The sequence below is a fragment of the Pseudomonas sp. MS15a(2019) genome, from assembly GCF_013277805.1.
Taxonomy (GTDB): Bacteria; Pseudomonadota; Gammaproteobacteria; order Pseudomonadales; family Pseudomonadaceae; genus Chryseomonas; species Chryseomonas benzopyrenica.
Genome location: NZ_VBTN01000002.1, coordinates 131,984 through 152,913 on the forward strand (window position 1 = coordinate 131,984; position 20,930 = coordinate 152,913).

At 66.9% G+C, this 20,930-nt stretch carries 18 protein-coding genes and 1 other RNA gene; 7 read left to right on the forward strand and 12 right to left on the reverse strand.

Annotated elements, in window-relative coordinates:
• The first annotated feature begins 144 nt into the window (after positions 1–144).
• The 3 genes from pqqE to FEZ61_RS02865 all read left to right on the forward strand — a co-directional run bounded on the left by pqqE (position 145) and on the right by FEZ61_RS02865 (position 3,511).
• Positions 145–1,296, forward strand: a complete 1,152-nt coding sequence (gene pqqE / locus FEZ61_RS02855) for a pyrroloquinoline quinone biosynthesis protein PqqE (protein ID WP_173147127.1) — start codon at positions 145–147, stop codon at positions 1,294–1,296.
• A gap of 164 nt (positions 1,297–1,460) precedes the next feature.
• The gene (locus FEZ61_RS02860; RefSeq protein ID WP_173147129.1) at positions 1,461–1,985 is read left to right on the forward strand and encodes a GNAT family N-acetyltransferase; all 525 of its coding nucleotides are present in this window, start codon (positions 1,461–1,463) and stop codon (positions 1,983–1,985) included.
• 119 nt (positions 1,986–2,104) lie between these two features.
• Complete coding sequence (locus FEZ61_RS02865) at positions 2,105–3,511, forward strand: ATP-binding protein (RefSeq protein WP_173147131.1); 1,407 nt, start codon at positions 2,105–2,107, stop codon at positions 3,509–3,511.
• An 886-nt stretch (positions 3,512–4,397) separates the two neighbouring features.
• On the opposite strand, the gene pcaC is transcribed toward FEZ61_RS02865, so the two are convergent.
• From pcaC to FEZ61_RS02905, 8 genes are all read right to left on the reverse strand, one after another.
• Positions 4,398–4,793 (reverse strand): 4-carboxymuconolactone decarboxylase, encoded by a 396-nt coding sequence (gene pcaC / locus FEZ61_RS02870; protein WP_017642968.1) that lies wholly within the window; start codon positions 4,791–4,793, stop codon positions 4,398–4,400.
• Positions 4,794–4,804: 11 nt separating this feature from the next.
• On the reverse strand, positions 4,805–5,593 hold the full coding sequence (gene pcaD / locus FEZ61_RS02875) for a 3-oxoadipate enol-lactonase (RefSeq protein ID WP_173147133.1): 789 nt from the start codon (positions 5,591–5,593) through the stop codon (positions 4,805–4,807).
• A 16-nt stretch (positions 5,594–5,609) separates the two neighbouring features.
• Positions 5,610–6,968 carry a 3-carboxy-cis,cis-muconate cycloisomerase gene (locus FEZ61_RS02880; protein WP_173147135.1) on the reverse strand — a complete coding sequence of 453 codons (1,359 nt, stop codon included), beginning with the start codon at positions 6,966–6,968 and terminating at the stop codon, positions 5,610–5,612.
• Positions 6,969–6,991: 23 nt separating this feature from the next.
• A non-coding RNA gene (locus tag FEZ61_RS02885) (sX9 sRNA) lies at positions 6,992–7,067 on the reverse strand.
• Positions 7,068–7,128: 61 nt separating this feature from the next.
• A complete protein-coding gene (locus FEZ61_RS02890; RefSeq protein ID WP_017642965.1) occupies positions 7,129–8,421 on the reverse strand; it encodes an MFS family transporter in 1,293 nt (430 codons plus the stop codon).
• A 245-nt stretch (positions 8,422–8,666) separates the two neighbouring features.
• Positions 8,667–9,881, reverse strand: a complete 1,215-nt coding sequence (pcaF, locus tag FEZ61_RS02895) for a 3-oxoadipyl-CoA thiolase (protein WP_173147137.1) — start codon at positions 9,879–9,881, stop codon at positions 8,667–8,669.
• Entirely contained in the window at positions 9,878–10,663 is a 786-nt protein-coding gene (locus FEZ61_RS02900; protein ID WP_173147139.1) for a CoA-transferase subunit beta, read from the reverse strand. The genes pcaF and FEZ61_RS02900 overlap by 4 nt, the downstream gene beginning before the upstream one ends.
• 3 nt (positions 10,664–10,666) lie before the next feature.
• Positions 10,667–11,515, reverse strand: a complete 849-nt coding sequence (locus tag FEZ61_RS02905; protein ID WP_017642962.1) for a CoA transferase subunit A — start codon at positions 11,513–11,515, stop codon at positions 10,667–10,669.
• A 207-nt stretch (positions 11,516–11,722) separates the two neighbouring features.
• Here FEZ61_RS02905 and FEZ61_RS02910 point away from each other — a divergent pair, with 207 nt between their 5' ends.
• The 3 genes from FEZ61_RS02910 to FEZ61_RS02920 all read left to right on the forward strand — a co-directional run bounded on the left by FEZ61_RS02910 (position 11,723) and on the right by FEZ61_RS02920 (position 14,386).
• Positions 11,723–11,941 (forward strand): VF530 family protein, encoded by a 219-nt coding sequence (locus FEZ61_RS02910; RefSeq protein WP_017642961.1) that lies wholly within the window; start codon positions 11,723–11,725, stop codon positions 11,939–11,941.
• Between the two features lie 105 nt (positions 11,942–12,046).
• Entirely contained in the window at positions 12,047–13,057 is a 1,011-nt protein-coding gene (locus tag FEZ61_RS02915) for a helix-turn-helix transcriptional regulator (protein WP_173147141.1), read from the forward strand.
• Between the two features lie 132 nt (positions 13,058–13,189).
• Positions 13,190–14,386, forward strand: a complete 1,197-nt coding sequence (locus FEZ61_RS02920) for a serine hydrolase domain-containing protein (protein ID WP_173147143.1) — start codon at positions 13,190–13,192, stop codon at positions 14,384–14,386.
• Between the two features lie 145 nt (positions 14,387–14,531).
• Here the strand turns inward: FEZ61_RS02920 and FEZ61_RS02925 are convergent, their stop codons facing one another.
• On the reverse strand, positions 14,532–15,470 hold the full coding sequence (locus FEZ61_RS02925; RefSeq protein WP_173147145.1) for a class I SAM-dependent methyltransferase: 939 nt from the start codon (positions 15,468–15,470) through the stop codon (positions 14,532–14,534).
• Between the two features lie 244 nt (positions 15,471–15,714).
• Here FEZ61_RS02925 and FEZ61_RS02930 point away from each other — a divergent pair, with 244 nt between their 5' ends.
• Positions 15,715–17,841 carry a TonB-dependent siderophore receptor gene (locus FEZ61_RS02930; protein ID WP_173147147.1) on the forward strand — a complete coding sequence of 709 codons (2,127 nt, stop codon included), beginning with the start codon at positions 15,715–15,717 and terminating at the stop codon, positions 17,839–17,841.
• A 25-nt stretch (positions 17,842–17,866) separates the two neighbouring features.
• Here the strand turns inward: FEZ61_RS02930 and FEZ61_RS02935 are convergent, their stop codons facing one another.
• The 3 genes from FEZ61_RS02935 to FEZ61_RS02945 are packed head-to-tail and all read right to left on the reverse strand — an operon-like array spanning position 17,867 to position 20,834.
• Positions 17,867–18,664 carry an ABC transporter ATP-binding protein gene (locus FEZ61_RS02935; RefSeq protein WP_173147149.1) on the reverse strand — a complete coding sequence of 266 codons (798 nt, stop codon included), beginning with the start codon at positions 18,662–18,664 and terminating at the stop codon, positions 17,867–17,869.
• Positions 18,661–19,719, reverse strand: a complete 1,059-nt coding sequence (locus tag FEZ61_RS02940; protein ID WP_017642955.1) for an iron ABC transporter permease — start codon at positions 19,717–19,719, stop codon at positions 18,661–18,663. Before FEZ61_RS02940 ends, FEZ61_RS02935 begins: the two co-directional genes overlap by 4 nt.
• Positions 19,716–20,834, reverse strand: a complete 1,119-nt coding sequence (locus FEZ61_RS02945; RefSeq protein WP_173147151.1) for an ABC transporter substrate-binding protein — start codon at positions 20,832–20,834, stop codon at positions 19,716–19,718. Before FEZ61_RS02945 ends, FEZ61_RS02940 begins: the two co-directional genes overlap by 4 nt.
• Positions 20,835–20,930: the final 96 nt, after the last annotated feature.

The following is a 20,930-nucleotide window of genomic DNA, read 5'->3' on the forward strand; positions in this document are numbered from 1 at the left end:
TTGTTTGAGAAGTCGCCGAGCGAAGGTCAGGCAAGGCAGAAACCAGCGAGGAAGCGGAGTTTACAAATGGTAAATGAGCATTCCGAGCAGGTTTCTAACGCAGCATCACTGAGCGCAGGCACTTCTCAACTGCCTGGAGTGCCCATGCAACTCCCGCAGCCGCCGGTGGTAGCCAAGCCGAATGTCGGCCTGCCGTTGTGGCTGCTGGCCGAGGTCACCTATCGCTGCCCACTGCAGTGCCCCTATTGCTCCAACCCTCTGGACTTTGCCACCCAGGGCCGCGAGCTGACCACCGAACAGTGGTTCAAGGTGATGGCCGAGGCACGGGAGATGGGCGCCGCCCAGATCGGCTTCTCCGGGGGCGAACCCCTGGTGCGCCAGGACCTCGCCGAGCTGATCCGCGAGGCGCGCCGGCTGGGCTACTACACCAACCTCATCACCTCCGGCATCGGCCTCACCGAGGCGCGCATCGCTGAATTCAAGGAGGCCGGCCTGGACCATATCCAGATCAGCTTCCAGGCCAGCGACGAACAGGTGAACAACCTGCTGGCCGGCTCGAAGAAGGCCTTCGCCCAGAAGCTGGCCATGGCCAAGGCGGTCAAGGCCCATGGCTACCCGATGGTGCTCAACTTCGTCACCCACAGGCACAACATCGATCGCATCGACCAGATCATCGACCTCTGCCTGGCGCTGGAAGCCGACTTCGTCGAACTCGCCACCTGCCAGTTCTATGGCTGGGCCGAGCGCAATCGCGCCGGTCTCCTGCCGACCAGGGCCCAGCTGGAGCGCGCCGAACGCATAACCAACGACTACCGCGCGCGCCTCAAGGCCGAGAACCATCCCTGCAAGCTGATCTTCGTCACCCCGGACTACTACGAAGAGCGCCCCAAGGCCTGCATGGATGGCTGGGGCAAGCTGTTCCTGACCATTACGCCGGACGGCACCGCCCTGCCCTGCCACGGCGCCCGGCAGATGCCCATCGCCTTCCCGAACGTGAAGGAGAATGACCTCAGGCATATCTGGTACGACTCCTTCGGCTTCAACGTCTACCGCGGCTACGACTGGATGCCCGAGCCCTGCCGCTCCTGCGACGAGAAGGAAAAGGACTACGGTGGCTGCCGGTGCCAGGCCTTCATGCTCACCGGCGATGCGCGCAATGCCGATCCGGTCTGTGCCAAGTCTCCGCACCATGACCTCATCCTCGCCGCCCGCCAGGAAGCCGAGACCGCGACCCAGCGGATCGAGGACCTGCAATTCCGCAACGAGCGCAATTCGCGACTGATCGCCAAGGCTTGAAGCCAGAGGCGTCGCCAGGCACGCCAAGGTCGCCGGCGGAATCCAGTCCCCCACGACCAGGGCGCAGGCTTGCCGAGGGGACTCACCACCCACGGCTCCGAGGCATTTGCCTCCCGGCCGGGCAGTGACCATACTGCCCGGCCGGACCTTTTCGCCTCGTCGTCATGCCCTCGATACGCCCGCTGCGCCCTGCCGATATCCCTGCCGTTCTCGATATCCAGGCGGCCACCTACCCCGCCGACCTGCTCGAAGACCGCGCCTTCTACGTCAACCGCCTGGAGCTCGCCCCGGAGCACTGCTGGGCGGCGACCGATGCCGAGGATCGCCTGCGCGGCTATCTGATTGCCTATCCCTGGGACGACGGCCTGCCGCCGGTGCTGGGGGCCCGCCTGGAGCAGCTGCCTAGCGAGGCTTCCACCTGGTTCCTGCACGACTGCGCGGTGCATCCCGAGGCCCAGGGCCAGGGCGTGGCCGGTCGCCTCTATCGCCACGCCAAGGGCCAGGCCCGGCGTGCCCGCCTGCGCCAGGGCCGTCTGGTGTCGCTGTCCGGGGCCATCGGCTACTGGCAGCGCCACCACTATCACCCGGTTCCCGCCGACGCCGCGCTCAAGGACAAGCTGGCCGGTTATGGTGCCGGCGCCTGCCTGATGCAGCGCCCGCTCGATACCCCGGATGCAGAGCACGCGTAAAACCTGCAAATCTAAATGCAAGTATTTCGCTTTCGCCTTAACATAGTCTAGCCCAGGAGGGCCTCTGCCGCCCGGCGCTCTGGCGCGGGTATCTTGATCGCCGCTACAAGGAATCCCTGATGAACATCGCTCCAGCGTCTTCGGCCAAGGGCCGGCGCGTCTTTTCCGTTACCTTGTTGGCCGCCCTGCTGGCGCTGGGTGGGCAAGCCGCCCAGGCGCGCTCCAGCTTCGAAGCCCCCGATCCGGACTACCGCGGCGAGATCAAGGCCAGCCCCGTCACCGGCACCGCCATCCTGGCCGGCAGCGAGGTCGCGCTGGACGGCCGCGGCTTCACCCCTGGTCAGCAGATAACCCTGTCTCGCGGTGGCGTGGCGCTCAACCCCGATGCCGCCTACGTGGCCGACGCCCAAGGCAACTTCAAGGCGACCGTCCGCATTCCCGAAGACGCCGCCCCCGGCCAGCACCCCATCGTCATCAGCACCGCCCAGCCCTCGGGCGCCGCTGTCTTTCCGCTCAAGGTCTCGCCGGTGGTTCCCCTGAGTGGCGTCGACGGCTACAGCCTCACCTCCGTCAAGCTAGTCCCCGGGCTGTATCAGGTGGACATCAGCGGCAAGTCCGGCGCCCTCTTCGTCACCTCGGCCGTGGGCCGCCCGCCGGTCAAGGTCTCGCAACTGCTCAAGCTCGACCCCAAGGACCTGTCCATCGAGCGCCAGATCACCCCGGCCGCCGCCCAGGGCGAGGACGCCGGTGTCTACGCCGTCTACGGTGTGGCCGTGGACGACCGCAACGGTAACGTCTGGACCACCAACACCCGGCAGAACACCGTGGCGGTCTATCGCCAGAGCGACCTGGGCCTGGTCAAGCAATTCGAACCCAGCATCGTCTCCCATGCCCACACCGTGGTGATCGACGAGAAACTCGACCGCGCCTTCGCCTCGGCGGCCATCACGCCGGATATCATCAGCTTCGACGCCAAGGCGCCGGCCTTGCGTAAGCGCATCACCATCGAGTCGGGCGTGCGCGGCGAGCGGTTCGCCGTGGTCGGCATGCACCTGGACCCAGCGGTGCACAAGCTCTACGCCGTCAGCCTGAAGACCAACGAAGCCGCGGTGATCGACGCCAAGACCGAGACCGTCGAGAAGGTCTTCCCGATCCAAGGCGCCAAGACACCCATGGGCGTGGCCCACGATGCCAAGTCCGATCGCCTGTTCATCACCGCCCAGGGCAGCGACAACCTGCTGATCGTCGACGCCAAGACCGGCAAGACCCTGCACAACGTCACCACCGGCGCCGGAGCGCTGAACGTGGCCTTCGATCCGGTCAAGCGCCTGGCCTACGTCACCAACCGTGGCGCCGGCACCCTGACCGTGGTCGACCCGGACGGCACCATCAAGGCCAACCTGGAGCTGGGTACCTACCCCAACTACGCGGTGGTGGACGCCAAGGGCGTGGTCTACGCGGTGAACAAGGCCAAGGGGCAGGATGATGCCGAGGGGGATCGGATCACGCGGGTAGTGGCCAAGTAAGGGGCCTGAGGCCCCTTACTTGGGTTGGGGGCCGCTTTTGTAGGTTGGGTTGAGCGTTAGCGAAGCCCAACATCGAGCTGAGTTGCCTTAGCTATTTATCGAGCGCTTTGACGCCTTTTGTTTCGCCCACCCGGGCGAGTCACTTTTGCCAGTCGCGGCAAAAGTAACCAAAAACGCTTGCCCCACCATCCGGCCTTCCGCTTCGCTCCAGGTCCGCTCACAACAGCGCCGTTCCGGGGTCGGTCCAGATGGGCCGTCCCTGGCCCACTGGACCTCTCGCCGCATCCATGCGGCTCGACCCACTCCACGACACTGCCGTTCGCCCTCCTGAACGGGGCGATTCTCCAGCCTGAAAGTGTTGGCTGAGAAGCCACAAAAAGCCCGTAGCGTGGACAACGGCAACGCCTTGTCCACTAATGGTGTCGGTGCCCAACAGTGGAAAACGCTGCGCGGTTTTCCACGCTACGAATCGCTCTGGCTCCGCTTGTAAACACCCCAGCCTCAGGCTGGCGCCCCGCCCCGTCAGTGAGGCCGAGTGCAGGTGTCGCGGAGGGGGATGCGAGGCAGGACGCCGAGCAAGGCGCGAGGGGCAGGAGGCCCCTTCGTGCCGTGCCCCCGGAGCGGCACCGGAACGAGGGGACCCGGAGCGAAGCGGAGGGCCGAAACGTGGGGCAAGCGTTTTTGCTTACTTTTTTTGCGACTGAAAAAAGTGAGTCGCCCGGGTGGGCGAAACAAGAGCCACAAGCAGACCGCGATAAATAGCTAGGGCACCTATAACCCTACCCGTAATCCTTTGGGCTTCGCTAACGCTCAACCCAACCTCGTTCGCCCCAAACCGCCAGACCACTCCAGCGGGCCCCACTCAGGGGGCGACAGAGGGGCGCACTCACCCTTCCAGCGACTCCACCCCCAACTCATCCCACACCGCCTCCGCCAGGTGGAAGGTGGCATTGGCCGCCGGGATGCCGCAGTAGATGGCGCTCTGCATGATCAACTCCTTGATCTCCTCCCGCGTCACCCCGTTGCTGCGCGCAGCGCGCAGGTGCAGGCGCAGTTCGCCTTCGCGATTCATACCGATCAGCATGGCGATGGTGATCAGGCTGCGGGTGTGCCGCGGCAGGCCCGGGCGGGTCCAGATATCGCCCCAGGCGTGGCGGGTGATCATCTCCTGGAATTCTTCGTTGAAGGGGGTCAGCTTTTCCAGGCTACGATCGACATGGGCATCGCCCAGCACCGCGCGGCGGACCTGCATGCCGGCTTCGTAACGTTCTCTTTCGTCCAAGATCGACTCCTTCAGGCGCTGAGAAAGGCCAGCACGCGCTGGGTAAAGGTAGCGCCCATCTGCACGTTGGACAGGTGGGCGGCGGGAAACTCGACGTACTCGGCGCCGGGGATGCGCTCCTGCAGGAAGCGCCCGTCGGCCGGGGTGGTCACGGCGTCACGGCTGCCGGCGACGATCAGCGTCGGTGCCCGGATGGCGTCCAGCACCTCGCGGAAGTCGGCATCGCGCACCGCGGCGCAGTTGGCGGCGTAGCCCTGGGGCGAGGTGCCGGCGAGCATGGCGACGATGCGGTCGACCCGATCCGGCTCGGCGCTGGCGAAGTCGGGGGTGAACCAGCGGCCGATGGAGGCGTCGCGCAGGTCGCGCATGGCCTGCTCGCCGCCGGCTTCCACGGTCTGGATGCGGGTATTCCACACCTCGGGGGTGCCGATCTTGGCGGCGGTGTTGCACAGCACCAGACGGGTGACCCGCTCAGGGGCGTTGATGCCCAGCCACTGGCCGATGGAGCCGCCCATGGACAGGCCGCAGAAGGCGAATTGGTCGATGCCCAGGGCGTCGGTCAGGGCCAGGACGTCGCGACCGTTCTCGTCCATCCGATAGGGACCGGGGGTCACCAGGGAGGCGCCATGGCCGCGGGTGTCGTAGCGCAGCAGGCGAAAGCGCTCGCTGAAGGCGGCGGCCTGGTCGTCCCACATGGCCAGGTTGGTGCCCAGGGAGTTGGACAGGATCAGCACGGGGGCGCCCGCGGGGCCCTCCAGTTGGTAGTTCAGGTCGCCATCGGCGAGACGTACGCTGGGCATCAGGCAGTCCTCTGGTCTAGGGATGGGCAAGCAGGGTGCGGTGTTCAGCCAGGGCGCGGGTTACCCAGGCGCGGGCCTGGCCCTGGTAATGGGCGGGGTCCAGCAGGCGATCCAGCTCGGCGCAGGAGAGTTCGGCGGTTACTTCCGGCGTATCGCCCAGTACCTGGCGCAGGTGACGCCCCTCCTGGACGGCGCGTTTGCAGCTCTGCTCCACCAGGTGGTGAGCGGCCTCGCGCCCCAGCCGTCCGGCCAGGGCGATGCTGACCGCCTCGGCCAGCACCAGGCCGTGGGTCAGTTCCAGGTTGGCCTGCATGCGCGCGGCGTCGACCTCCAGCCCGGCGACGATGGCCTGAGCCTGTTGCAGGGCGCCGGAAACCAGGCAGAACAGCTCCGGCAGGGTTTCCCACTCGGCGTGCCAGAGCCCCAGGCTGCGCTCGTGCTCCTGGGGCATGGCGGAAAACAGGGTGCTGACCAGACCCGGCGCGCGGGTAGCGGCGGCGATCAGCACCGCGGCGCCCACCGGATTGCGCTTGTGCGGCATGGTGGAAGAGCCCCCCTTGCCCGGAGCCGAGGGTTCGAAGACCTCGGCGGCTTCGGTCTGCATCAGCAGCGACAGATCCCGTCCCAGCTTGCCCAGGCTGCCGGCCACCAGGCCGAGCCAGGCGCCGACCTCGACCAGGCGATCGCGCTGGGTGTGCCAGGGTTGCTCCGGCAGGCTCAGCGCCAGCTCCCGGGCCAGGGCCTCGGCCACCGGCAGGGCATCAGCGCCCAGGGCGGCCAGGCTGCCCGAGGCGCCGCCGAATTGCAGCACCAGCACCCGTGGTTGCAGTTCGGCCAGGCGCTGGCGGTGACGGGTGATGGCGCCCAGCACCCCGGCCAGCTTCATGCCCAGAGTCACGGGCGTCGCGTGCTGCAGCCAGGTCCGGCCGGCCAGCACGGTACCGGCATGGCGCTCGGCCTGGATGGCCAGGGCCTCGGCCAGGTGCGCCAGATCGGCGTCCAGCAGATCCAGCGCCTGGCGGATCTGCACGACCAGGCCGCTGTCCATGGCGTCCTGGCTGGTGGCACCGCGGTGCACATGGCGCTCGGCCTCGGGATCCTGGGCGGCGATCTGCCGGCCCAGGGCCTTGACCAGAGGAATGGCGGAATTGCCGGCGCTGACCACAGCGCTGGCCAGTTCGGCGGCATCGTATAGCTCGGCACGGCAGGCGGCGGCGATGGGCGCCACCGCCGTTTGGGGGATCACCCCCACCGCCGCCTCGGCGCGCGCCAGGGCCGCCTCGAAGTCCAGCATGCCCTGCAGTCGGCCGTGGTCACAGAACACCGCGCGCATGGTGGCGCTGGTGAAGTAGGCGTCGAACAGCAGGTTGGACATGGGGATTCCTCAAGTGGCGGAGCAGCCAACAAAGCGTAGCGAGCGGTTGTCAGGCGGGTGCGAGCGGCGCGCAGGAACCGGAATGTACGACTGGTACATGAGGATTCCGAGCACTGCACGCGCCCGCATGGCGGACGCGCAGTAGTTTTGTTGGTTGCTCCTAGTGGTCGTGATGCAGGTAGGTAGCTTGCCGCGGCAGCCGCAGGCTGACCAGGAAGGCCACCGCCAGCATCACCGAGACATAGATGTAGAACACCTCTTCGTGCCCCTGGGTCTTGAAGCTCAGGGCGACGAATTCCGCCGAACCGCCAAAGATCGCATTGGCCACCGCATAGGACAGGCCCACACCCAGGGCGCGCACCTCTGGTGGGAACATCTCGGCCTTCACCAGCCCGCTGATGGAGGTGTAGAGGCTGATGATGGCCATGGCCAGGCAGATCAGCAGGAAGGCCACGAAGGGACTCTGCACGCTGGCCAGGGCGGTGAGGATCGGCCAGGTGCAGACCGTGCCCAGGCCACCGAACAGCAGCATGGAGGCGCGCCGACCGATGCGGTCGGAGAGCATGCCGAACAGCGGCTGCATCAGCATGAACACCAGCAGGGCGCAGGTCATCACGGCGCTGGCGGTCTTGGCGTCCATGCCGCTGGTGTTGACCAGGTACTTCTGCATGTAGGTGGTGAAGGTATAGAAGATCAGCGAGCCGCCGGCGGTGTAGCCGAGCACGGTGAAAAAGGCCGCCTTGTGATGCTTGAACAGGCCGCTCAGGGTACCGGCCTCCTTGTTGGCGCGGGTCTCGGCGGTGGTGGTCTCTTCCAGCGAACGACGCAGGAACAGCGAGATCACCGCCGCGGCGGCGCCGACCAGGAAGGGAATCCGCCAGCCCCAGGCGCGCAGATCGGCGTCGCTCAGGACCTGCTGCAGGATCACCACCACCAGCACGGCCAGGAGTTGGCCGCCGATCAGGGTGACGTACTGGAAGGAAGCGAAGAAACCGCGCTGGCCACGCAGCGCCACCTCGCTCATGTAGGTGGCGGTGGTGCCGTATTCACCGCCCACCGAGATGCCTTGCAGCAGGCGCGCGAGCAGCAGCAGGGCCGGCGCCGCGACGCCGATGCTGGCATAGGTGGGCAGGCAGGCGATGGCCAGGGAGCCGGCGCCCATCATCAGGATGGAAATGACCATGGAGGTGCGCCGACCGTACTTGTCGGCGACGCGCCCGAAGATCCAGCCGCCCAGGGGCCGCATGAGGAAGCCCGCGGCGAACACCCCGGCGGTGCTGAGCAGCTGCACGGTGGGGTCGCTCTTGGGAAAGAAGGCGGCGGCGAAGTAGATGGAACAGAAGGCGTAGACGTAGAAGTCGAACCATTCCACCAGGTTGCCGGACGAGGCGCCGACGATGGCGAAGATGCGCTTCTTGCGCTCCTCGAAGCTGTAATGCGGGTGAGTGCTCATGGAGATCCTTAATTATAGGTATGGACGGACGGGGAACAGCCTACCGCCATCGGACCAAGAGAGACACACGCGGTTACAGGTAGGTGTGGGCATGGGGTGGGTGGCGATTTCGGTGACTGCTCAAGCAAGGGCTCTACGATCGGCTTAGAGGATCGCGGCCATGGGCCGCTCCTACACGTGCCATACCTGTAGGAGCGGCCGCATCGGCGGACCGCCATGGCCGCGATATGACCAGAACACCAAACCTAAATCGAATCCACCCGCTCCACCGCCAGCGCCAACCCCTGGCCGACGCCCACGCACATGGTGGCGAGCCCCAGGCGGCCGCCGGTCTTTTCCAGGTGGTGCACCGCGGTGAGCACCAGGCGGTTGCCGCTCATGCCCAGGGGATGACCCAGGGCGATGGCGCCGCCATTGGGATTGACCTTGGGGCTGTCGTCGGCCACGCCCAGCTCACGCAGGACGGCCAGGCCCTGGGCGGCGAAGGCTTCGTTGAGTTCGATGACGTCGAAGGCCTCGATGGACAGGTCCAATTGCTGCAGCAGCTTGCGCACCGCCGGGGTCGGACCGACGCCCATGATGCGCGGTGCCACCCCGCCGCTGGCCATGCCCAGTACCCGGGCGCGGGGCGTGAGGCCGTGCTTCTGCACGGCTTCTGCCGAGGCCAGGATGATCGCCGAGGCGCCGTCGTTGAGCCCGGAAGCGTTGCCCGCAGTCACGGTCCGGTCCGGGCCGTTGACCGGTTTGAGCTTGGCCAGGCCTTCGGCGGTGGTGTCCGGACGCGGATGCTCGTCGCGCTCCACCACCACGTCGCCCTTCTTGCCCTTGAGGGTCACCGGGACGATTTCCTCGGCGTAGTAGCCGGATTCCTGGGCCGCCGCGGCGCGCTGCTGGCTGCGCAGGCCGAAGGCGTCCTGGTCGGCGCGGCTGACGCCATAGTCGGCGGCGACGTTGTCACCGGTGACCGGCATGCTGTCCACGCCATAGGCCTCTTTCATCGCCGGATTGACGAAGCGCCAGCCCAGGGTGGTGTCTTCCAGCTTCTGGCCACGGCCGAAGGCGCTGTCGGCCTTGCCCATCACATAGGGCGCGCGGGTCATGGATTCCACCCCGGCGGCGATCACCAGCTCCATCTCGCCCAGAGCGATGGCGCGATAGGCCTGGCCCACCGCTTCCATGCCCGAGGCGCAGAGGCGATTGAGGGTCACGCCCGGCACCGTTTCCGGCAGTCCCGACAGCAGCACTGCCATGCGCGCCACGTTGCGGTTGTCTTCGCCGGCCTGGTTGGCGCAGCCCATGAACACCTCGTCCACCGCCGTCCAGTCCACCTGGGGATTGCGCTCCTGCAGCGCCTTGAGCGGAATGGCCGCCAGGTCATCGGCACGCACCGCGGAAAGTCCGCCGTTGAGCCGGCCGATGGGGGTCCGAATGGCGTCGCAGATATAGACGGGGCGACTCATTCCTCAACTCCTTTCTGGCCGCCGTGGGCGGCATTGGTCCGGGCCTGCAGATCACGCAGGGCGTCGAGTTCGGTCGCCGTCGGCGCCGCGCTGGTGGCGACCTGGTCGGCGAAACGGATGGCCCAGCCGGTGGCGGCCACCACCTGTTCGCGGGTCACCCCCGGATGCAGGGCGGTCACTACGAATTCGTGGGTGCCCGCTTCCGGCTCCATGATGCAGAGGTCGGTGATGATGGCGGTCGGACCCTTGCCCGGCAGGCCCAGCTGCTGGCGGTGATCGCCCCCCTCGCCGAAGCCCACCGAGGTGATGAAGGCCAGCTTGTCGACGAAGCTGCGGTGCGACTGCTTGAGGATGATCAGCACCTCCTTGGCCGAGCCGGCGATTTCCGGGGCCCCGCCGGCGCCCGGCAGACGCACCTTGGGCTGGTGGTAGTCGCCGATCACCGTGGTGTTGATGTTGCCGAAGCGGTCGACCTGGGCCGCACCGAGGAAGCCCACGTCGATGCGTCCGCCCTGCAGCCAGTAGCGGAAGATCTCGCCGGTGGGCACCACGGTGTCGGCGGTCTCGGCCAGCTCGCCGTCGCCGATGGACAGCGGCAGCACCGAGGGCTTGGCACCGATGGGGCCGGATTCGTAGATCAGCACCACGTCCGGCGCATGGGTCAGGCGTGCCAGATTCGCCGCGGTGGATGGCAGGCCGATGCCGACGAAGCAGACGCTGCCATTGCCAAGGCGACGTGCCGCAGCCACGGTCATCATTTCATTGGTGGTGAAGTCGCTCATGATTCAGGCCTCCGCAGCCAGCTTCGCCTGGAAGGCGGCGAAGTCCGCGGTACCGCGGATGTAGGTGTCGATCCACTGGGTAAAGGTGTCGCGGTCGCGAGCGATCGGGTCCCAGGCCTGGTAGAAACGGTTGTCCCGCTCGTAGTAGCCGTGGGCATAGGACGGATGCGCCCCGCCCGGGACCACACAGACGGCGCTGAGCGCCCAGGTCGGCAGCACGCAGGCGTTCATCGGCGCCTGCAGGTCGTCGACGATCTCCTCCACGGTGACGATGCAGCGCTGGGCGGCCAGGGCCGCTTCCTTCTGCACGCCGAGGATGCCCTGGATCAGCACGTTGCCCTGGCGGTCGGCCTTCTGCGCATGGATGACGGTGACGTCGGGCCGCACGCTGGGTACCGCGGCGAGCTGCTCGCCGGTGAAGGGGCAGGCGATGAACTTGATGTCCGGATTGACCTTGGCCAGGTCCGAGCCCTGGTAGCCGCGCAGGACGGCGAACGGCAGGTTGGAGGCGCCGGCGACATAGGCGTTGGCCAGGGCCGCGTGGCTGTGCTCGGAAATCTCCAGCTTGTGCGGCCAGCCTTTTTCCACCGCATCGCGCAGCCGGTGCAGGGAGCCGACCCCGGGATTGCCGCCCCAGGAGAAGATCAGCCGCTTGGCACAGCCGGCACCGATCAGCAGGTCATAGACCAGGTCGGGGGTCATGCGCACCAGGGTCAGGTCGCGCCGGTTCTGGCGGATCAGCTCGTGGGCGGCGGCGGTCGGAATGAGATGGGTGAAGCCTTCGAGGGCGACGGTCTCGCCATCGTGGACGAAGCGCTGGATGGCTTCGCTCAGGGACAGGATCTGGGCCATGGATTGTCGACTCGCGTCTTTGTTGTCGGCGCCGCCCGGTGCGGCGGTCTGGAGTCAGACTACAAAGCCCCACCCGCGCAAACAATCCGATAATCGACTAAGAGTTCGATTATCGAACAGCATCGCTTTATTGGCTGTCGACCCCTTCGACGCGCAGTGAGCCGTTGCAGCGGCTACACTGCCCTCCCCTCATCCAGAGCCCAGCCGATGTCCGACAAGCCCCGCGCCTCCCTCGAAGGCATCACCCTCGAAGCCCTGCTCACCCGCCTGGTGGAGCATCACGGCTGGGAAGAACTCGGTCGGCGCATCCCGCTGCGCTGCTTCACCCATGAGCCCAGTATCAAATCCAGCCTGACCTTCCTGCGCCGCACGCCCTGGGCGCGGGAAAAGGTCGAGCAGCTTTACCGGCGCCTGCCCCGGCGCTAATAGCCTGCCTAGAGCCTTTCGACCCTGTCGACACCGCAGCAACCCTGCCCTATAGTCGAACGAACCACTGCGCCGTAGGCGAATACGCCGGCAGGGAGACAGGACATGCTCGAGAAAGCGCTGCTCGTCGATGCTCAAGGGCGGCCGATCGCCCAGCACCACAAGGTCTTCTCCAACGCCTGGGACGAGATCAAGGCCTGGTCGAGCGAGGTGTACATGCCCTACGACGTGGCGCCCATCGGTCGCCACATCGCCCCGGCCTCGACGATGCACTCGGCGAAGATCGGCGCCATCACCGCCACCCGCTTCGCCTATGGCATCCCGGTACACATCAAGGATTGGGACCAGGACGCCGGCAACGCCTTCGTCGCCACTACCATCGGCGGGACCGCGCGGCACTGGGTGGATCGCGAACAGGCGGTCGAAACCCCGGTGGGCAGCTCTTTCGTCGTCGACTGCAGTCGGACCGATTACTGGGTCGACTTCGATCCCGACCATCTGCAATTCAACCTGACCATTCCCCACGGATTACTGGAGCGGACCGCCCTCGACTGGTTCGGCTTCAATCCCGGCGATGCGCTCTGGCAGGCCAAGGTAGGTCTGGGCGGCGCGGAATCCAGCTGGCTGGGGCTGATGGATTACGTCGCCCGCTCCATCGCCGAGGCGCCGGAACGGCTCACCCAGGGGCCGCTCGCTCGACATCTGGAGCAGACCATCTGCGTCCGCCTGCTCAACGAGTGGGCCTTGCGCGCTGGCTTGGACCTGAACGATCCCTGCCACCGACTGGCCCCGCGCACGGTCCGCGCCGCCGAGCAATTCATGATCGAGCATGCTGCCGAGTTGCCCACCATGGCCGATGTCGCCCGCGCCGTGGGCACCAGCGTCCGCACCCTGAGTGCCGCCTTCAAGAGCTTTCGCGGTTATCCACCCAGCGCCTTCCTGCGCGAGCAACGCCTACAAGGGGCGCGCCGAGTCTTGAGCGCCGCACCACTTGGTGCCAGCGTGTCCGCCATCGCCGCGGCCTGGGGCTATATCAACATGGGCGAGTTCGCCCGCAGCTATCGCCTGCGTTTCGGCGAGCGACCTTCAGACACCCTGCGCCGCGGCACCGCCTGACCGTCTCGGCTATCTGCCGATGGCAGACAGCGCCTGCCGAGGCCGGATCTCACCCCGGACCCTGGTCATCGCAAGATCTCGCCACGCGCGCCCGACCGGGCGCGTAAACCAGCGCCAGAGCGAGATCAGACGATGGCAGACACTCTCAAAACGGCCGCGGACGCGATCCTGGCCAGGGCAGTCGAGAGCACCCCAGGCGTTCCCGGCGTTGCCGCCGTGGTAACCAACCGGCACGGCAATCTCTATGTGGGCGCCGCCGGCAGGCGCACCCTAGGCAGTGCCGACCTCATGGCGCCCGACAGCCTGTGCGCGATTTTCTCCACTACCAAGGCGATTACCGGGACCGCGGCACTGCAACTGGTGGAGCAGGGCCTGCTCGACCTGGATGCGCCCGCCAGCACCTATGTGCCCGCCATCGGCAAGCTGCAGGTGCTCGAAGGCTTTGCCGACGATGGCCAACTGCGCCTGCGTGCGCCGCGGCGAGCCATCACCACTCGCATGCTGTTGCTGCACACGGCAGGCTTTGGCTACGACTTCTTCAATGCGCACTACCAGCACCTCGCCACCAAGCACGGCCAACCCAGCGTCATCACCGCTACCCGCGCCGCCCTGGAAACGCCGCTGCTCTTCGATCCGGGCGAACGATGGGAATACGGCTCGAACATCGACTGGGCCGGTCTGGTCGTGGAAAGCATCACTGGCCGACGCCTGGACGAAGTTTTCGCGGAGCGGATCTTCGCTCCCCTGAGGATGCATGATTCCGCCTTCGTGCTTACCGCCGACATGCGCGACAGGCTCGCCACCCTGCACCAGCGCGACGCCACCGGCCAACTCGCTCCCCTCGACGACTTCGTGCTACCGCAGGAGCCGGAGGTCTTCATGGGCGGGCACGGCCTCTACTCGACGGCACTGGACTACGCCAAGTTCATCCGCCTGTGGCTCAACGACGGCGACGGCCCCGACGGGCGGGTGCTCAGGCCGGAGACCGTGCGGATGGCCGCGGCGAACGGACTCGGCGCGCTGAAGATCAAGGGCCTGCCCGGTGTCATTCCCCACCTGTCCAACCCGGCCGAATTCTTTCCCGGCATGGCGAAGTCCTGGGGACTGACCTTCATGATCAACGACACCGATGCCCCGACCGGTCGCCCAGCCGGCTCCCTGGCCTGGGCCGGGCTGGCCAACCTCTACTACTGGATCGACCGGCAGAACGGCATCGGTGGCTTCTGGGCCACGCAGATCCTGCCCTTCGTCGATCCGCCTTCGGTCAAGGGTTACCTGGACTTCGAAACGGCCGTTTATAGGGCGCTCGCGGCTCACCGCAGAGCCTGAGAAGCGCGCCCTGGGCGGCTCCTCGGCGCGATGGGGCTCTGGCAGTGGAGAGCGGTCTGCGGAGGGATTGCCGTAACGATGTGTGCCTGCGGTACCTGTGCCAGTGCCTGCCTCATCGGCGCCGGGTATCACGGCAACGCCAGGCTCAGGACTGTCCGAAGACCAGTACCTTGAGGCCGCCCTCGGGGTCCTCGTCGGCGAATTCCGGTGGATTGGCCAGGCGCTCGACGAAGGCCAGTCCCGGTGCTTCCTGGGCCATGCCGGCGATGAGGAAATCCGCCCCCACACCGGGATCGTTGACGCAGGCCAGCACCCGCCCGCCAGGGGTGAGCAGCTCCGGCAACCGGCGCAGGATGCGCGCATAGTCCTTGGTCAGGGCGAAGCTGCCCTGCTGGAAGCTGGGCGGATCGACGATCACCAGATCATAGGGCCCCAGCTTGCGCACCTTGCCCCAGGACTTGAACAGTTCGTGGCCGAGAAAGTTGACCTTGCCCAGGTCATGGCCATTGAGCCGATGATTCTCGCGGCCGCGGGTCAGGGGTCCGCGAGCCATGTCCAGATTGACCACCTGGGCCGCACCGCCGGCCAGGGCCGCTACGGAGAAACCACAGGTGTAGGCGAACAGGTTGAGGATGCGCAGGCCGGCGGCCTGCTCGCGCACCCAGCGGCGGCCCAGGCGCATGTCGAGGAACAGCCCCATGTTCTGGTGACGGGAGAGGTCCAGGCCGAACGTCAGGCCGTCCTCATGGATGACGTGCTCGCCCACCGGCGCGCCGATCAGCGCCTCGCTGGCGGCATCCAGGCGGTAACGATGCTGCAACAGCAGGCTACGGGCACCACTGGCGCGCCAGACCGGGGTCTCGCCCAGGGCCGTCAGGGTCGTGCGCAGGGCCTCCAGCTCGACCGCGGGCACTTCGCGGAACAGCCCTACCCGCACCACGCCTTCCAGCCAGTCGACGGTCAGTTGTTCCAACCCCGGCAGCAACCGGCCACGGCCGTGCACCAGTCGGCGCGCCTCGGCAGGGGGCGGATCGAGGGCGACCAGGAGCAGGTCGGTAAGGCGGGCAAGGGTGGCGGTATTCATGGGCGATCACGACGGCAAAGGAGCGGCATGCTACGGCAAAAGCGCCGGCGTCGCCTCCCGAGGCCCGCTGCGGCAAGCCCGGCAACCGTCCTCTGCGACTCACCCTTCGTGCCCTTCGGCAGACAAGTTCCCCCACGAACCGACCAGTCCGATGAAAATATGTCTCAGGCGGTAACGACTCGCAGTTGTATCCACTTTGTCAGGCGCTCTAGAATCCGCCTCCCCGAATACCAGGACAACAACAATGCGCCGGCTGGTTCCTGCCTTCTATCTGCTGCCCCTCTGTGCCCTCCCCCTCACTGGTCATGCCCAGGAGCAGACGGAAGATTCGCCCCAAGCCCTGTCCGAGCTCACCATCGTCGGCGCGGCCGAATCGCCCACCGGGCCGGTGCAGGGCTACAAGGCAGAGCGTTCCAGCAGTGCCACCCGTACCGACACCCCGCTGCACGAGACGCCCCAGTCGGTGAGCGTGGTCTCCCGCGAAGCCCTCGACGATCTCTCCGCCACCCGCCTGCAGCAGGCGCTGGACCAGGCCGGTGGCGTCGGCCGCGGCAACAACTTCGGCGGCCAGGGCCTGACCAGCTACACGGTGCGCGGCTTCACCAGCTCCGAGTATTTCCGCAACGGCTTCCCCATGAATCGTGGCTATCCCAGCGCGCCGGATGCCGCCACCCTGGAACGGGTCGAGGTCCTGCGCGGCCCGGCCGCGACCCTCTATGGCCGCAGCGATCCGGGCGGCACCTTCAACGTGGTCACCAAGCAGCCGCTGAGCGAGCGCAAGACCACCCTTGGCAGCCAGTTCACCGACCAGGGCCAGAAACGCGGCACCCTGGACACCACCGGCCCGGTGGACGAGGACGGCCGCCTGGCCTATCGCCTCAACCTGATCGCCGAGGGCGGCGACACCTTCCGCGACGACGTGCACACCGAGCGCTACGAAGTCGCCCCGGTGCTGAGCTGGCAGGCCACCGACGCCACCCTCATCACCTTCGAGGCGGACATCATCCGCAGCAACGCCCCGCTGGATCGCGGCCGCACCAACTACCTGACTCAGCGCGCCGAGGCCAGTCGTTCCACCAATGCCTGGGAAAAGGGCACCACCAACCTGCTGCACAGCGACAGCGAGACCTATCAGCTGCGCTTCGAGCACCAGTTGAGCGACGCCTGGACCCTGGCGGGTGGTTTCCAGTACCTGGACGGCAGCCTCAAGGGCAATGCCGTGGAAGCCAACGGCGTGCAAGCCGACGGCGTGACCCTGGGCCGCAACTTCAACTACCGCAAGCTGGAGTGGACTGATCGCGACCTGCAGCTGAACCTGACCGGTCGCTTCGACACCTTTGGCCTGGGTCACACCCTGATCACCGGGATCGAGGTGGAAGACTATGACTATCAGTCGATCATCCAGCGCTCCCCCGGCGGCACCGGTGTCTATGCGGTCAACCTGGTCAATCCGGTCCTTGGTCAGCCGCGTCCGGCCCTGACCCGTACGCCGACCCATGACCACGAGACCCTCAAGACCTGGGCCGCCTTCGTGCAGGACCAGATCGCCCTCACCGAGCGTTTCAAGGTGCTGGGTGGCGTGCGCCTGGAGCGCTTCGAGCACGATTACGACAACTTCGTCGCCGGTGGTCAGAGCTGGTCCAACGCCGACAACGCCGTCACCCCGCGCCTGGGCGTCAGCTACGACCTCACCCCGGAACTGGCGCTCTATGCCAGCGCCTCCAAGTCGTTCAAGCCCAACACCGGCGCGGCGTTCCAAGGTGGTGGTTTCGATCCCGAAGAAGGCAAGGCCTACGAAGTGGGCATGAAGTGGGCGGCGCTGGACGGCCGCCTCAGCGTCGACACGGCGATCTTCCATACCGTCAAGGAAAACGTCCTGACCCCGGACCCGGCCAACACAAACTTCAACGTCGCCACCGGCGAGGTACGCAGCCGTGGCTTCGAGGTCAACGTGACCGGCGACCTGACGCCCAACTGGCGCATCCTCGGCGGCTACGCCTTCACCGATGCCGAGGTCACCAAGGACAACACCCTGGTCCGCGGTACGCGCCTGACCAATATCCCGCGCAATGCCGTCAATCTGCTCAACGTCTACGAATTCCATGACGGCGTGCTGCGCGGCCTGGGACTGGGCGCCAACCTCAAGTACGTGGGCGAACGCGAAGGCCAGAAAACAATTGCCAGCGACTACACCATGGACAGCTACACGGTCACCGACCTGTTGAGCTTCTACAAGGTCGACGAGCACCTGCGACTGAACCTGGACGTGCGCAACGTCTTCAACAAGGGCTACGACGAGAGTTCCTGGAACGCCTACAGCTATCCGGGCGAGCCGCGTACGGTGCAGGCCGGTTTCACCTACACCTTCTGACGCCCCACCCTCTGCAACCCTGCGGTCAGGCCTCGCTGAAGGCCTGGCCGGTTAGCGGCTGGACCACCGGACGGCCCTGGCGGTCCTGCAGGATGTCCACCGCCACGCCGTAGGTGGCCTCCAGTAGGTCGGCGGTGACGATGGCCGCGGGTCGCCCGGCGGCCAGCAGGCCACCGTTCACCAGCACCAGCAGCGAATCGGCGTACTGGCAGGCCAGGTTGAGGTCGTGCAGCACCACCACGGTCACCTGCTGGTGCAGCCGGGTCTCGTGGCGTACCCGATCGAGCAGGTTGATCTGGTGCCGCAGATCCAGGGCGCTGACCGGTTCGTCCAGCAGCATCACCTCGGGTTCGCGCATCAGCACCTGGGCGAAGAACACCAGCTGCCGCTGACCGCCACTCAGGGCGCCCAGCTGGCGCGACGCCAAATGGCCGATCCCCACCTCGTCGAGCTTGCCCAGCGCCCGTTCCAGCAGCTCATCGTCCAGGTGCAGGGTCAGCCGTTCCAGACTGCCCATGGCCACTGTCTCCAGCACCGACAGCGCCGCCTCGGCATGGGAATCCTGGGGCATATAGGCCACGCCCTGGCGCCAACCCTCGCGCTGAGCGCGGAGCGAAGCACTTGCCACCAGCCGCCGCTCGCCGCGTTCGATATGGCCGGCCGCCAGCGGCAGGTCCCCGGCCAGGGCGCGCAGCAGGGTGGTCTTGCCGGTGCCGTTGGGGCCGAGGATCACATGGACCTGGCCGGGATGCAGCTCGGTGCTCAAACCGGAAATCACGGTGCGGTCGCCGCGCTTCAGCGCGAGGTCATGGAGGCGGATCATAGGCTGGACCTGCGCGGGGCGAAGATGAGCCAGAGCAGGAAGGGCACCCCGACGATGGCGGTGACGATGCCCACCGGAAACAGCGCCCCGGGCAGGATGGACTTGGACAGCACCGAGGCGAAGGACAGCATCAGGGCGCCGCAGATGGCGGACAGTGGCAGCAGGAAGCGCTGATCCTCGCCCACCTGCCAGCGGGCGATATGGGGTGCGACCAGACCGACGAAGCCGATCACCCCGACGAAGCTGGTGGCCGTGGCGGTCATCACCGCCACCAGGATCAGCACCTTGAGGCGCAGGCGGCGGATGTCCACGCCCAGGCTCTCGGCACGCGCCTCGCCCAGGCGCAGCGCGGCCAGTTTCCAGGCATCGCGCAAGAGCAGAATGCAGCACAGCAGGGTCACCCCGGCAACGATGGCCAGGGTGGTCCAGGTGGCGCGACCGAGGCTGCCGAACAGCCAGAAGAGGATCTGCTGGGAAAGCTCCGGCGACGAGAGGAACTGCACCAGCGACAGCAATGACTGGAAGAGGAACAGCAGGGCGATGCCACCGAGGATGATGGTGTCGCTGCCGGTGCGCTTGAGCGAAGCCAGGGCGAAAAGGAACAGTGCCGCCAACATGGCGAAGACGAAGGCGCCCAGCGGCACCCCGATCAGCGCGCCCAGGCCGAAGCTGCCCAGTGCCAGGCTGAGGGCCGCGCCACAGCCGGCGGCAGCCGCCATGCCCAGGGTGTAGGGACTGGCCATGGGATTGTTGAGCAGCGTCTGCATCTGCGCTCCGCCCGCGCCGAGGGCGGCGCCTACCGCCAGGGCCATCAGCGCCACCGGCAGGCGCAGGTCGCGAACGATGGCGTCGGTCATCGGCTGCCGCTCGCCGAGGCCGGTCAGGGACTTGAGCACCTCCAGCGGTGAAAGCAGCGAAGGCCCGGTGGCGATGTCCAGCACCAGACCCGCCAGGGTCAGCAGCAGAAACACCCCGCAGGCCCGCCAGCGCCGCCGCTCGCGGGCGCGCTGGTCGGCGATGGCGTCCGCGTGGCTGGAGGGTGAGGAAGCGCTCATGGATTCAGGCCTATGGCGAAGGTGCCCTGGGGCTGGATCGGCATGTAGCGGCGGTAGAACTCACGGTAGTTGGCCATGGGATCCATGTCCTGGAACAGATCCGGATAGAGCTGCTTGGCGATGAACTGCAGCATGGCGAAGTCTTCCAGGCTGCGCGAGGCACCCTGGTAGACACCATAGAGACGCCCGTCGCGGATCGCCGGCAGATTGCTCCAGCCCGGTCGCTGCATGAAGGCGCGCAGATGGCTGCGGGCGTCATCGGCGGTCACGCCGGGGCCCATGGGCAAGGCGGTGGGATTGCTGTTGTCCTCGCGCCCGGAGATGAAGATGACCTCCGGCTGGGCCATGAGCACCTGCTCCGGATTCATCACCCCCCACCACTGGATGAAGGGCGCGGCGATGTTGTCGCCGCCGGCCAGGGTGACCATGGCGCCCCACATGTTGCGGCCATAGGTGAAGGAGTACTCGGCCGGGCCCTTGTTGCCGAATTCGGCGTAGACCCGCGGTTTCGGCCGATGGGCCGCGGCGATGCGGGTCTGGATGTCCTGCACCACCTTGGCATAGAAGTCGGCCAGCTCGTTGGCCCGTGCCTCCTGGCCGGTGATGATGCCGAGCAAGCGGGTGGAGGCCAGGTGGCGTTCCAGGGTCTGGGCGTTGTAGTCGATCGCCACCACCGGGATGCCGAGCTGTTCGAGGCGCTTGACCTCGCTGTCCAGCGCCTGGAATTGCCAGGCGGCCAGCACCACCAGGTCCGGCTTTAGAGCGAGCACCTTCTCCACGGAAAAACTATTGTTTTCCGTCTCCCCCACATCGGGAAGGGTGGCCAGGGAGGGCCGGTGGGCGACGTTGAGCGCCCAGTTGGCCGGCACCTTGCGCTCCCAGGCACCGCGGGAGACACCGACCACGGCGTCGAAGGCGTGCTCGCCACCGACCGCCAGGTAGTCGCCATAGTGGAAGCCCAGCACCACGCGCTTGGCCGGCGCGTCGATGGTCACCGTGCGCCCGAGGACGTCAGTGACCTGGCGCGTCTCGGCGAAGGCCGGAGCAATCAGAAAGCAAGCGATAAGCGTTACCAGCCGGACAGCCCACTGCCCGCGGCGAGCGAAACCTTTCATGGAACCCCTTGGACGTCTGCACCGCTCTAGCCGGGTGACTGCGGAGCGTGCAAAGGGTGCAACTTTACGCGGTGGCAGCGCCTGCGCCTAGCGCCC